The following is a 13,228-nucleotide window of genomic DNA, read 5'->3' as shown; positions in this document are numbered from 1 at the left end:
TCATGACCGGGATCGGCCCGGTGGCGGTGAAGGTGCCGCGGCTGCGCGACCGGGGGACGCACGGCGAGAAGATCCGTTTCACCTCGTCGATCCTGCCGCCTTACATGCGCAAAGCGAAGTCGGTCGAGGAGCTGCTGCCCTGGCTTTACCTCAAGGGCATTTCGACCGGTGACTTTCAAGAGGCGCTTGCCGCGCTCTTGGGGCCGAACGCGGCGGGCCTTTCGGCAAGCACGATCGCGCGGCTGAAGGCCGAATGGTGGGAGGATTACGAACGCTGGCAACGGCGCGATCTTTCGGCCCGCCGCTTCGTCTATGTCTGGGCCGATGGCGTCTATTTCCAGCCGCGGATGGATGAGGAAAAGCAATGCGTTCTGGTGCTGATCGGCGCGGATGAATGGGGCCGCAAGGAGCTTCTGGGCTTGACCGATGGCTACCGCGAAAGCACCCAGAGTTGGCACGAACTCTTGCGCGATCTCAAGCGCCGCGGGCTTTGCCATGCGCCAAGCCTGGCCATTGGCGACGGCGCGCTCGGCTTCTGGGCCGCGCTGCGCGAGGTATTTGGGACAACCCGCGAGCAGCGCTGCTGGGTGCATAAAACGGCCAATGTGCTGAACGCCATGCCGAAATCGGTGCAGCCCAAGGCCAGGGGCCACCTGCACGACATCTGGCAGGCCGAGACCAGGGCCGATGCCGAGGAGGCCTTCGATTTCTTCGTCGATACCTACGGCGTCAAATATGACAAGGCGGTCGCCAAGCTCACCAAGGACCGCGACGTGCTGCTCACCTTCTACGACTTCCCGGCCGAGCACTGGAAGCACATCCGCACGACCAACCCCATCGAGAGCACCTTCGCCACCGTCCGCCACCGAACCGGCAGAACCAAGGGCTGCCTTTCCCGCAAGACAGGCCTGGTAATGGCTTTCAAACTGATGATGTCGGCCCAGAGAAAGTGGCGAAAGCTCGACGGCCACAACCGCCTGCCCGAACTCATCCAGGGGATTGCATTCAAGGACGGGATCAAGCAACTTCAAGCCGCCGCCTGATCACGCCGTCACCAACTTTCGGGCATAGCTCATTTCGTTCGTGGATTTTTGATAAAAAAACTGGGTATTGACATGAAAAATGAGTTTCGAAGCGCACCCCTTACAGCGTCGGCGCTAAACCCGAAGGTGCTGCGAATTACCGTAACGCCATTTATTGCGGAGCTTCCGCAAGACGCGATGGGCGGTTCAACCCGCAGTGAATTCGCTCGTCGTCCACTGACTTTGCGATGGAGGGGAAAGTCGGTTGATGCAGATCTTCCAACTTACAAAGGCACTGGTCGTCCTCGAGGCTTCATCCGCCATAGAGGTGAATTTACCAGGGCATTTTTTGAAGAATCTGGCGCCGAGGCTGGCGATATCGTCATCTTCGAGCGTCTCGGCACCCACGAATTCCGGCTGCATTTAGAGAAGCCTGATGGGCGTCGTGTTTTGGGTTCAGAGTCTATACCACGGAATGAAGATAGAATCAGGCGCTGGGCGATGCGTGAAACCCGGCCCGACCAGCAGGAGTTTCGTCGCAAAATTGCAGAACGCGATGGTCTGCGGTGCGCGATCAGCGGCTGCGAAATTGCTGAGATATTGGATGCGGCCCATCTCTTTCCCCGCGCAGCTGGCGGTTCGGACGACCCTCGTAACGGGATCATCCTCAGGGCCGATCTTCACCGGCTCTTTGATGCAGGCTTGCTCACACTTGATCATGAAGGCCGCGCGGTTGTCTCCGCGACAGTCGAAGATCACGAATATCGCAGGTTCAATGGCTTGGTGGCAAGTTCGGGCGTAGACTTCAGCTCGCATGAAAAACTCCCATGAATGCCGGGAAGCTGAACCGTCCGTTGGTTGTATGTTCCGTCTTTCAGACGCAACCGAAATCGAAGTGTTCAGGTTGCACTGCGAGAAAATGAATATTTTTCAATGCCTTGAGGGAAATTCACCAAATCAGCGCAGTCATGAGGTCCGGAGAATATCGGCCCGGAGAGACCAATTTTTGCCGTCTCGCGCCGAGCAAGGTGAATAGCTCACCGGCGTAACCCTTGATAACAAGGGGAAAATTTCGGGCACGCTGAGGAAGAGAAAAATTCCGCAAGGGACAGTGGCGGAGGGGAAGGAATACCGAAAATCCCGTCTCAACGTAGCCACCAGTGGCCGATGACAAATCGAGGAATCGAGGCGGGTGTTGTCTGATACTCGCGAACTCTCCGGAGGTCTGGGCCGCATGCGCAATTCGCGCAAACTTCTGACTTTACTCGTTTTTCCATTCACGCCTTGGTTTGCGAGCAACCAAACCGAGTTGTGCGAAAGGAGTAACACATGCAACCGACTTGCTTGAACCAGAAGGAATTGGCGGCGCGTTGGAGGATCAGCCATCGAACGCTCGAGCGCTGGCGGTGGGCCTGCGAAGGGCCAGTTTACATGAAGATCGGCGGACGCGTGGTGTATCGGCTGGAAGACATCCTGGCGTTCGAACGCGCGATGCTTCTGGGCAAGACACGAGATCAGGTCGCGGAGCTTGACTTCGCGGGGTGACTGCGTGCGCCGTCCGGCTGACCGCCTCCCCCGGTTCGGAGACCCCACAACCCGGGGGAGGTCAATTCGAGCACGCCGATTTGGTCATTCGCGATTTCGGGCGATCAAATCAGAAACGCTCAACGGCTTGTATTCCTCCTCGGGCGCAGAAAATGCACGGCCAAGTTCCGATTTCAGGCGATGGAAGGAATCCCGATTGGCGTTTCCCGACTCATTCCGGCCGGGCTCGTCCTCACCTGATCCGGTCTGACCGAGGCCGCCTGCCCTGATGCTTTCCCTGTTCTGCTTGCTCGACAAGAAATCCATCCTTCTGTGACTGACACGCAAAGTAGCTAAAAAACAGCTTGATGGCATAGGTTTATGTGAACCGACGGACCCACGCAGCGTCCATCCCAGCACGCGATTTGCGATTGCCTGCGCGCAACCACTCCGCTAGCATCTCCTCAAGCACAGAAAATGTGCGCGCATAGTTACCATGCGCATCGGCCAAGCCGGGAGAGTGATGTGGAAGACAGCAAGGCGGAGCTTCGCTGGGGCGTCGAGCAACGGCTCGAGTTCATCGAGTTCCGCCTGTTTTGGGAGGGGCGCGTGAACCGCAGCGACCTGATGGATCAGTTCGGAGTTTCGGTGAACCAGGCGTCCGCCGACCTGAACCGCTACATCGGCCTGGCGCCCGACAACATGGTCTATGACAAGAGCGCCCGGACCTATGTCCGCACGCCAGTGTTCGCGGCCCATTTCAGCGAACCTGACGCCAGCAAGTATCTGGCCCAGCTGCATTCTGTCGCCGATGGCATCCTTGACCGTGACGACGCCTGGATCACGGAGCTTCCGCCGTTTGCATCCGCACCAACGCCGGTTCGTGGCGTCAATCCCGCAACGCTCCGATCAGTCGTCGGCGCCATTCGCCGGTCGGAAGCGATCGAGGTGAAATACCAAAGCCTGTCCCGCCCTGAGCCAAGCTGGCGCTGGATCGCGCCCCACGCCATTGCGTTCGACGGCTTCCGCTGGCACACCCGGGCGTTCTGCGAGACCGACGAGTGCTTCAAGGATTTCCTGCTCTCGCGGATGCTCAAGATCCGCGGGTCACGCGAAAGCGGCGTCTCCGCCGGAGCTGATCGCGACTGGCACACCGAGGTCACGCTGGAAATCGCCCCCCACCCCGACCTCTCGGAGACGCAGGCAAAGGTCATCGCGCTCGACTACGGCATGCGCGGCGGCAAGGCGAAGATCAAGGTGAGGCGCGCGCTGCTTTATTACGCACTCCGGCGGCTTGGGCTTGATACCGATCCGGCCGCGCGGCGCCCGCAGGATCAGCAGATTATCCTTCTGAATCCAGAAGCCGTTCTCGAATATGACAACGGCCCCCAGACCGCTTCAAACACCGCACGAACAACCACTTCACCTGGACTCCAGGCCGCCAAGAAAAACGGGTTACCACATTGAACCACGCCGCCCACAACAAGCTGATTTCCTTTATCTGGTCCATCGCTGATGACTGCCTGCGCGATGTCTACGTCCGCGGCAAATACCGAGACGTCATCCTCCCTATGGTCGTTTTGCGCCGCCTCGACACGCTGCTCGAACCGACCAAAGAGGCGGTTCTCGAAGAGGTCCGCTTTCAACGCGATGAGATGAAGGCGACAGAACTCGACGACGCGCCGCTGACAGCGGCGTCGGGCTATGTGTTCTACAACACCAGCAAGTGGACCCTGAAGCAGCTCTACGCCACCGCGACCAACAACCAGCAGATCCTGCTTGCCAACATCGAGGAATACCTCCGCGGCTTCTCCGACAACGTCAAGGAGATCATCACCCGCTTCAAGCTGCTCGACCAGATGCGGCACATGGCGGACAAGCAGGTTCTTCTCGACGTGCTCGAGAAGTTCATCTCACCCTACATCAACCTTTCGCCCCATGATGTCGAAGACCCCGATGGCAATGTCATGCCCGGCCTGTCGAACCTCGGCATGGGCTACGTCTTCGAAGAACTGATCCGCAAGTTCAACGAAGAAAACAACGAAGAAGCGGGCGAACACTTCACGCCGCGCGAGGTCATCCATCTGATGACCCACCTCATTTTCGACCCGATCAGTGATCGCCTGCCGCCGGTGATGACCATATACGACCCGGCCTGCGGCAGCGGCGGGATGCTGACCGAGGCGCAGAACTACATCAAGGATCCCGAAGGCCCGATCGCCGCCAGGGGCGATGTCTACCTCTACGGCAAGGAAATCAACGACGAGACCTATGCCATCTGCAAATCCGACATGATGATCAAGGGCAACAACCCCGAGAACATCAAGGTCGGCTCCACCCTCGCCACCGACGAATTCGCCGGCCAGCGCTTCGACTTCATGCTGTCAAACCCGCCCTATGGCAAAAGCTGGAAAAGCGATCTCAAGCACATCAAGGACGGCAATGACGTCATCGACCCGCGCTTCCAGGTCGAACTGACCGACTATTGGGGCAATGTCGAAACCCATGATGCCACGCCCCGCTCCAGCGACGGGCAGCTGCTGTTCCTGATGGAGATGGTGAGCAAGATGAAGCCCACCGAAAGCAGCCCCATCGGCTCGCGCATCGCCTCCGTCCACAACGGCTCCAGCCTGTTCACCGGCGACGCGGGCAGCGGCGAATCCAACATCCGCCGCTTCATCATCGAAAACGACATGCTGGACACCATCATCCAGCTGCCCAACAACCTGTTCTACAACACCGGCATCACCACCTATATCTGGCTGCTGACCAACGCCAAGCCCGAGGCGCGGCGCGGGCGCGTCCAGCTGATCGACGCCAACCTGATGTTCCGCAAGCTGCGCAAGAACCTTGGCGACAAGAACTGCGAGTTTGCCCCCGAACATATCGCCGAGATCGTCCGCGCCTATTTGGGTTTCCTGCCCATCGAGCGCCAGCTTGACGCAAATGGCGACCCGACCGGCATCGCGGTCAAGATCTTCGACAATGCCGATTTCGGCTATTACAAGGTCACGATCGAACGCCCCGACCGGCGCCGCGCCCGCTTCAGTGCCGAGGCGCTGGCCCCGCTGCGCTTTGACAAATCCCTGCGCGAGCCGATGGAGTGGCTCTGGGCCGAACATGGCGAGAAGGTCTATGAACCGGGCTTCCTGAAAACCCAGGCCAAACCCGTGCGTGACTGGGCCGAAGAACAGGGCCTCACCCTCAACGCCAAGCAGCGGGCGAAGCTGACCGACACCGCCTTGTGGCTGCGCCTGCGCGGGGTGCTGGAGGCCGGCCACAGGCTGATGGAAGAGATCGGCACCGAGGAAACCGCCGATTTCAACGCCTTCCGCGAAAGCGTCGCCAAGGTGCTGAAGGCGCGCAAGATCAAGCTGTCGGCGACCGAGCGGAACGCGATCCTGAACGCGGTCAGCTGGTATGACGAGACGGCGGAAAAGGTGATCGCCAAGCGCCACCGCTTCACCCAGGCCGAACTTGAGGCGCTCGCCACCCGGCTGGGCTGCGCCATCGGTGATCTGGGCGATTTCGGGTTCTACGCCCAGCCCGATGGCAGCTGGCTGAGCTACGAGCCCAGCACCGATTTGCGCGACAGCGAATCCGTGCCGCTCAAGGACAGCATCCACCGCTATTTCCGCGCCGAGGTGCAGCCCCATGTGCCCGAGGCCTGGATCAACCTCGACAGCGTGAAAATCGGCTACGAGATCAGCTTCAACAAATATTTCTACCGCCACAAGCCGCTGCGCAGCCTTGAGGAGGTGACGCGCGACATCCTGGAACTGGAGGAAAAGGCCGACGGGCTGATCGCCGATATTCTGGGCATGACCCCCGGCGCACGGGAGGCGGCGCAATGAGCATCGCTGCCACGTTAGAGGAAACGCGCGTTTACCCGCCTCTTCCACCTGAATGGCCAATTGTTCGTCTGCGCCACGCATTCAATTTCAACAAGGGGCTGACGATCACCAAGGAGAACCTTCAGGACGATGGCATCCCCTGCGTCAACTACGGGGAAATCCACTCGAAATATGGTTTCGAGGTCGATCCCGACCAGCATCCGCTGAAATGCGTCGATGTTTCCTACCTGAAAGGCAATCAATCTTCGCTCCTGCGACGGGGTGACTTCGTCTTTGCCGATACGTCAGAGGACATCGAGGGGTCTGGAAATTTCACCCACTACAACAGCGACCGTCAGGCTTTCGCCGGTTATCATACGCTGATTGCGCGTCCCAAGGTCGAAATGAACACGCGCTTCATGGCGTATCTGTTCGACTCTGCCTCATTCCGCGCGCAGGTGCGATCTGCGGTCAAGGGCGTCAAGGTTTTCAGCATCAGCCAAGCGGTTCTCAAGCCGACATTCATCTGGCTACCGCCCAAAGCCGAACAACGCGCCATTTCGCGGTTTCTGGATGGGGCCTGCGCCAGGGTGGATGAGGCGGTGCGGATCCGGCAGGCGCAGATCGCGCTCTTGCGCGAGCGCCGGCAGATCCTGATCCAGACCGCCGTCACCCGTGGCCTGACCCCCGACGCCCCGATGAAGGACAGTGGCATCGACTGGATCGGCCAAATCCCCGCGCATTGGGAGGTGCGGAGGAACTTCGCCCTCTTTCGTGAAATGAAGGTGCCGGGACAACCCGACCTACCGGTTCTATCGGTGTCGATTCACAGCGGCGTATCTAACGAAGAACTGAGCGAAGAGGAAAACATTCGCTCGGTCGTCAAGATCGAGGACCGGACTTCTTACAAGGAGGTCAAGCCCGGTGACATTGCCTACAACATGATGCGCGCATGGCAGGGCGGAATTGGCGCGGTATCCGTGCACGGCATGGTAAGTCCGGCCTATGTTGTCGCTCGTCCAAACCCGGAGTTGGCGGCCAACTATTTCGAATTGCTCTATCGTTGTCCGGCGTTCATCCGTCAGATGGATGCGGGATCGAAGGGTATCACCGATTTTCGCAAGCGGCTGTATTGGGACGATTTCAAGAATCTCGTTACCCTCGTTCCACCTTTCGACGAGCAAGTGGAGATTATCGAGCACGTCGCCGAAACGTCAAAGAGGATAGAAGCCGCCATTTCCCTCAAGGAACAGCAGATCGCCGCGCTTCGGGAATTCAAGGCCAGCCTGATCGACGCGGCGGTGACGGGCAAGATCCGGGTGACGGAACCGGCGGCGGGGCGCGCGGGCGCCCGGCCCGACACGGTATTGAGCGCACAGGCATAAGGGGTTCGGCATGGTCAGCAACACGAAGGAAATCGCGCTGGAACAGGCGATCGAACGCCAGCTGGCCGGGCTGACCCGCGAAGAGCTTGCCGCCACCCCCGCCGCCGCCACCCCCGGCCCCTTCCGCATCGGCCGGCCCGAGGATTTCGACGCCGAATTCGCGCTCGACACCCGGCTGTTCTGGGAGTTTCTGGAAAAGACCCAGGGCAAGCTGCTGGATCGGCTGAAAACCCGCAATCCCGGCGACTGGCAGCGCAAGATCCTGGAACGGTTCGACCGCACGATCCGGCAAAAGGGCGCGCTGCATCTGCTGAAAAAGGGGCTGTCGGTCGAGGACGCGCATTTCACGCTGCTCTACCCCGCGCCGCTGGCCAGTTCGGCGGCCAGCGTGCACGAAAACTTCGCCGCCAATATCTGGAGCGTCACGCGGCAGGTGCGCTATTCCCGCGCCAATACGGGCGAAGAGATCGACATGGTGCTGTTCGTCAACGGCCTGCCCCTGATCACGCTGGAGCTGAAGAACCCCTGGACCGGCCAGACCGCGCGCTATCACGGGCAAAAGCAATACCGAGAGGACCGCGACCCCACCCAGCCGCTTTTGCAATTCGGCCGCGCGCTGGTGCATATGGCCGTGGACACCGACGAGGTCTTCATGACCACCCGGCTTGCCGGCCCCGCCACCTATTTCCTGCCCTTCAACAAGGGCCACAACGAAGGCGCCGGCAACCCGCCCAATCCGATGGGCCACAAGACCGCCTATTTGTGGGAAGAGGTGTTTCAGCCCCGCAGCCTGGCCGGCATCATCCAGCATTTCATGCTGCTCGAGGGCAAGCCGACCGACCCCTTGGCGAAAAAGACGCTGATCTTTCCCCGCTATCACCAGCTGGACGTGGTGCGTGCGCTGCTGGATCACGCCGCGACAACGGGTGTGGGCCATAGCTATCTGATCCAGCATTCGGCGGGCTCGGGCAAGTCGAACTCGATCACCTGGGCGGCCTATCAGCTGATCGAGACCTATCCGGCCGGGCCCGGTGTGCGTGGCGCGCGCGGGGCGGATCAGCCGCTTTTTGACTCGGTCATCGTTGTCACCGACCGGCGGCTTCTGGACAAGCAGCTGCGCGAGAACATCAAGGATTTCTCCGAGGTCAAGAACATCGTCGCCCCGGCGCTGCGCTCGGCCGATCTGAAGGCGGCGCTGGAAAGCGGCAAGAAGATCATCATCACCACGATCCAGAAGTTTCCCTTCATTATCGACGGGATCGCCGATCTCAGCGACAAGCGCTTTGCGGTGATCATCGACGAGGCCCACAGCGGCCAGAGCGGCCTTGCCCATGACAACATGAACCGCGCGATGGGCGCAGGCGATGCGGACCCCGACGAGGACGACCCCCAGGACCGTATCCTTGCCGCGATGCAGGCCCGCAAGATGCGCGGCAACGCCTCGTATTTCGCCTTCACGGCGACGCCCAAGAACACGACGCTGGAGAAGTTCGGCGAGCGCCAGCCCGACGGCAGCTTCAAGCCATTTCACCTCTACAGCATGAAGCAGGCGATAGAAGAGGGCTTCATCCTGGACGTGCTGGCGAATTACACGACCTACAAGAGCTATTACGAGATCCAGAAGTCGATCGCCGACAATCCGTTGTTTGACACCAAGAAAGCCCAGAAGAAACTGCGCGCCTATGTCGAGCGCAGCCAGCAGACGATCAACACCAAGGCCGAGATCATGCTCGACCATTTCATCGAGCAGGTGGTGACGCCCAAAAAGCTGCGCGGCAAGGCCAAGGGGATGATCGTCACCCAGAACATCGAGGCGGCGATCCGCTACTACAAGGCAATCACCAGGTTGTTGGCCGAGCGGGGCACTCCGTTCAAGGCATTGATCGCCTTTTCCGGCGAGAAGGTCGTGGACGGGGTGACCTACACCGAGGCCGAGATGAACGGATTTCCCGAAACCGAAACCCGCGATCAGTTCGACAAGGACGAATACCGGCTCCTGGTGGTGGCCAACAAATACCTCACCGGCTTCGACCAGCCGAAGCTGACCGCGATGTATGTGGACAAGAAGCTGCAACACGTTCTGGCCGTGCAGGCATTGTCACGCCTCAACCGCGCAGCGCCGAAACTCGGAAAACGGACCGAGGACCTGTTCATCCTCGATTTCTTCAACGATGCCGCCGACATCAAGGCCGCCTTCGACCCCTTCTACACCATCACAACACTTTCATCGGCCACCGACGTGAATGTGCTGCATGACCTGAAGGCCTCGCTCGATCAGGTTGGCGTCTATGAGTGGCAGGAAGTGGAAGATTTCGTCACGCGCTATTTTGCGGGGGAAGACGCGCAAAAGCTCAGCCCACTGATTGACACTACGGCAGACCGTTTCAACCAGCAGCTTGAACTCGAAGAAAAGGACAAGATCGACTTCAAGATCAAGGCGCGTCAGTTCGTCAAGATCTACGGCCAGATGGCCTCGATCATCCCGTTCGAGGTCGTCGAGTGGGAGAAGTTGTTCTGGTTCCTGAAATTTCTGCTGCCGAAACTGAGAATCACGGATCCTGACCAGGATACGCTCGACGAGTTGCTGGAGGCGGTCGATCTGTCTTCTTACGGTCTCGAGCGGACGAAACTTAACCAAGCCATCGGTCTCGATTCATCCGCGTCCGAGCTTGACCCACAGAACCCGAATCCTCGGGGATACAGGGAGGGAGACCCGGAAAAGGATCCGCTGGACGAGATCATTCGCACTTTCAATGAAAGATGGTTCCAAGGCTGGAGCGCGACGCCCGAGGAGCAACGGGTCAAATTCGTGAATATCGTGAACAGCATTCGGGCCCATCCCGACTATGCCGAGAAATATGAGGCGAATCCAGATCCTTACAATCGCGAACTCGCGCTCGAAAGAATGCTGCAGGAGGTGATGCTCAAGCGCCGAAAGGAGGAGCTGGAACTGTACAAGCTGTTCGCATCGGACCCGGCCTTCAAGGCGGCTTGGAGCCAAAGCATTGCGAGTGTTCTGAAAGGTCAGCCCAACGCGTGAGACTTCTGTCACAATTATTTGGAGCATCAAGGGTGCGATGAAACCCCGCTCGATCAACATATTCCTGCTGGACGGCGACCCGAGCGGTATCCGGGTCGCGCAGATTTCAATGTCCACGATCCAGGCAATCGCCTTTCGCCGCAACCAGTTGAAACGCGTTCGCGATACCTTCCCCGAGATCGAACGCCCCGGGGTGTATATCCTGATCGGCGCGGACGAGAACGAACCCGACCGCCTGCTCGCCTATATTGGTGAATCCGAGGGCGTCAGCGGCCGCCTGTCCTATCATAACTCGAACGACAAGGGACGTGATTCCAAGACCTTTTGGACGGATACGGTCGTCTTGATCAGCAAGGACGAAAATTTGACCAAGAGCCATGCGAGATATGTGGAATCCTGCCTGATCAAGGCCGCCGGAGGCAATCCGCGCTGGTCGTTGCCCAACACAAGAATGCCGTCAGACGATGCGGGCCGTCTTCCATTGCCGGACAGAGCCGCCATGGATGAATTCGTAGACCAGACCAAGACGCTCGTCGGAGCCTTGGGGTGGGATCTGTTCCGCGAAATGCGGAGCGCCCCGGCTGAGACGGACCATTCTTCCTCAACGTCGCTCAAGAATGCCCGCGAGGAGAGCCCAGTTTTCGCATTCAGGGGTGAAGGGTTTTCCGCAGAATTGCAGATCGGGTCCTCTGGCGAATTCGTGGTCAAAGCCGGGTCGAAAGCGCGGGTTCGCACGACGCGAACGATCCCGCGAGGGACAGACGCGATGCGCAAAACCCTGCTTGAAAAGGGCGTGCTACGGGAGGACGGTGAATTCCTGGTATTCACAAGCGACTACAGCTTTTCCTCAGCCTCGGCGGCAGCAGCCACTGTCATCGGCGCCAGTGCGAACGGACGCATTCTCTGGAAACTGCCTGATGGCCGGACATACGCGGACTGGGAGGCAAGCCAAGACGCGGCGGGCGGTACGTCTGACCAGGCTTGACGTCGCCTATTGCGCCGAAGGTCCGACCCATTTCGGCATAGCGTCACCCTACCTTCATTCCCCAAAACGACGTATGATCCCCCGCAAAATACCCATCCGCCGCGCGGAAATACCCCTGCAGTTCGACGGTATCGCCCGCGCTCAGCGGCACCATGGTCTGCAGCCAAAGCGCCGTGGCGAGCGAATTGTGAGAGCTGGACACCTCGCCGAAGGAGCCGCGGATTTCGGTGGTGCCGTTCAGGACGAGACGCCCGCGCATGCGGGCCGAGGTGCTGGCGTTGACTTTGTAGAGCAGCGTCGCGCCGAACAGGTAGGTGCCATCCACAGGCGCCTCGAAATGGTTGTTGGTGGCATCGAAGGCGCCCTGATCGTTATAGTCGGTGTTGTTGATGGCGATCTTCGTCCAGGTGCCGACGCCGACGTAGTTGTCGTAGTTGGTGTAGGCCTTGAACCGCGGCAGCCGGGGCTGGTCGACAATGCCGGTAGCGTTGTCGACGCTCAGCCCGTCGAAGAAGGTGTTGCCGTCGGCCGAGACCGCGAGCCGGAACCGGTCGGAGCCGAAGAGGCCCGCCAGCGCCTTGGTGACGAAACCTGTCTGCAGCGTCAGGCCGAGATCGTTGCCGGCCGTCTCCTTGTTCATGGTGTAGAAGAGATCGCCCGTCCCGCCCTCGGCCACGGTCTTCGCGCTCCAGAGCGCGGCGTTCAGTTTGGCCGAGAACGGGTTCGAGACGTCGGCCGTGGTGCCGAGCCCAAGCAGCGCAAGGTTCTGCAGAGCGGCCGGCGTGGTGCCAATCCAACTCGCGCCGTCGTAGACCATCAGCAGGCCTTCGTCCTCGACCCACGCCCGCCAACCGGTCCGGGGTGGAAGACGCAGCCAGGCGCCGTCGGTCCAGATCGCAACGTTCAGGTCCCAGCCCATCCAGTCGCCCGTTGCGCCCGAGCCGACGATGTAGCGGTCGCCATCGGCGGGACTGCCGGGCGGCGTGGTCAGATCCCGGTCGAGGACCGAGAGTTGGACGAGACCGTCGAGGATCCGAAGCCCCTCGTTGTGGGTGACGTGCTTCTGGGCCTGCGCCGCGAGGATGTAAGGCAGCAGGAGATGGGACGTGGCGTCGGACATTGGGAAGGCCTTGTCTTATGAAGACGGGAGGTTCCGTGGTTAGAAGGGAACCACTGCCCGCCACGCCATTGATGGCGGGCAGTGGCGGCGGTTGGATCGAGGAGGCCTGGGTCTTCAGGACCGTTTCTGAGTAGGATCGACCGCCGCCTTCACCATGGGCCTGAACGGATACGCGTGTTTGAGCCACGCATGACAAGAATAGGACTGGCGAAGATGACGGAGCATAGCATCGGGATCGACATTTCCAAATCCCACCTCGACGTTTTTCATCTGGAGACGCAGACGGCGAAGCGGTTCGAGAATTCGGCGTGCGGCTTTC

The 13,228-nt window shown here is 60.0% G+C and carries 10 protein-coding genes; 8 read left to right on the top strand and 2 right to left on the bottom strand.

Features of this window, described 5'->3' with window-relative positions; translation table 11 throughout:
• From LV82_RS14465 to LV82_RS14455, 3 genes are all read left to right on the top strand, one after another.
• On the top strand, nucleotides 1-1,043 hold a 1,043-nt coding region (locus LV82_RS14465; RefSeq protein ID WP_104072895.1), incomplete at its 5' end, for an IS256 family transposase.
• A 72-nt stretch (nucleotides 1,044-1,115) separates the two neighbouring features.
• Nucleotides 1,116-1,853, top strand: coding sequence for an HNH endonuclease (locus LV82_RS14460; RefSeq protein WP_104072893.1), 738 nt, complete (start codon nucleotides 1,116-1,118; stop codon nucleotides 1,851-1,853).
• Between the two features lie 498 nt (nucleotides 1,854-2,351).
• Entirely contained in the window at nucleotides 2,352-2,567 is a 216-nt protein-coding gene (locus LV82_RS14455) for a helix-turn-helix transcriptional regulator (RefSeq protein WP_104072891.1), read from the top strand.
• Between the two features lie 84 nt (nucleotides 2,568-2,651).
• Here LV82_RS14455 and LV82_RS14450 read toward each other — a convergent pair whose 3' ends face one another.
• Complete coding sequence (locus LV82_RS14450) at nucleotides 2,652-2,864, bottom strand: hypothetical protein (protein WP_146065188.1); 213 nt, start codon at nucleotides 2,862-2,864, stop codon at nucleotides 2,652-2,654.
• A 207-nt stretch (nucleotides 2,865-3,071) separates the two neighbouring features.
• On the opposite strand from LV82_RS14450, the gene LV82_RS14445 reads away from it, so the two are divergent.
• Genes LV82_RS14445 through LV82_RS14425 form a run of 5 tightly spaced genes read left to right on the top strand, consistent with a single transcriptional unit; the run spans nucleotide 3,072 to nucleotide 11,789 of the window.
• Nucleotides 3,072-4,013 (top strand): BrxR family helix-turn-helix transcriptional regulator, encoded by a 942-nt coding sequence (locus LV82_RS14445; protein WP_104072887.1) that lies wholly within the window; start codon nucleotides 3,072-3,074, stop codon nucleotides 4,011-4,013.
• A complete protein-coding gene (locus tag LV82_RS14440; RefSeq protein WP_104072885.1) occupies nucleotides 4,010-6,400 on the top strand; it encodes a type I restriction-modification system subunit M in 2,391 nt (796 codons plus the stop codon). The genes LV82_RS14445 and LV82_RS14440 overlap by 4 nt, the downstream gene beginning before the upstream one ends.
• Nucleotides 6,397-7,764, top strand: coding sequence for a restriction endonuclease subunit S (locus LV82_RS14435; RefSeq protein ID WP_104072883.1), 1,368 nt, complete (start codon nucleotides 6,397-6,399; stop codon nucleotides 7,762-7,764). Before LV82_RS14440 ends, LV82_RS14435 begins: the two co-directional genes overlap by 4 nt.
• 10 nt (nucleotides 7,765-7,774) lie before the next feature.
• Nucleotides 7,775-10,804, top strand: coding sequence for a type I restriction endonuclease subunit R (locus tag LV82_RS14430; protein ID WP_104072882.1), 3,030 nt, complete (start codon nucleotides 7,775-7,777; stop codon nucleotides 10,802-10,804).
• Between the two features lie 37 nt (nucleotides 10,805-10,841).
• Nucleotides 10,842-11,789 (top strand): GIY-YIG nuclease family protein, encoded by a 948-nt coding sequence (locus LV82_RS14425; protein ID WP_104072880.1) that lies wholly within the window; start codon nucleotides 10,842-10,844, stop codon nucleotides 11,787-11,789.
• A gap of 43 nt (nucleotides 11,790-11,832) precedes the next feature.
• Here LV82_RS14425 and LV82_RS14420 read toward each other — a convergent pair whose 3' ends face one another.
• Complete coding sequence (locus LV82_RS14420) at nucleotides 11,833-12,909, bottom strand: DUF2793 domain-containing protein (protein WP_104072878.1); 1,077 nt, start codon at nucleotides 12,907-12,909, stop codon at nucleotides 11,833-11,835.
• Nucleotides 12,910-13,228 lie beyond the last annotated feature (319 nt).

The organism is Albidovulum inexpectatum (assembly GCF_002927635.1).
In the GTDB taxonomy this organism is placed as follows: domain Bacteria; phylum Pseudomonadota; class Alphaproteobacteria; order Rhodobacterales; family Rhodobacteraceae; genus Albidovulum; species Albidovulum inexpectatum.
The sequence above is the reverse complement of the archived record's forward strand: the minus strand, read 5'-3'. Positions and strand labels throughout refer to the sequence as shown.

Bases quoted from the DNA above. Each gene is read 5' to 3' on its own strand.
- LV82_RS14455 (WP_104072891.1), top strand. From the start codon at position 2,352: ATGCAACCGACTTGCTTGAACCAGAAGGAATTGGCGGCGCGTTGGAGG.
- LV82_RS14420 (WP_104072878.1), bottom strand. From the start codon at position 12,909: ATGTCCGACGCCACGTCCCATCTCCTGCTGCCTTACATCCTCGCGGCG.
- LV82_RS14460 (WP_104072893.1), top strand. From the start codon at position 1,116: ATGAAAAATGAGTTTCGAAGCGCACCCCTTACAGCGTCGGCGCTAAAC.
- LV82_RS14435 (WP_104072883.1), top strand. From the start codon at position 6,397: ATGAGCATCGCTGCCACGTTAGAGGAAACGCGCGTTTACCCGCCTCTT.
- LV82_RS14425 (WP_104072880.1), top strand. From the start codon at position 10,842: ATGAAACCCCGCTCGATCAACATATTCCTGCTGGACGGCGACCCGAGC.
- LV82_RS14430 (WP_104072882.1), top strand. From the start codon at position 7,775: ATGGTCAGCAACACGAAGGAAATCGCGCTGGAACAGGCGATCGAACGC.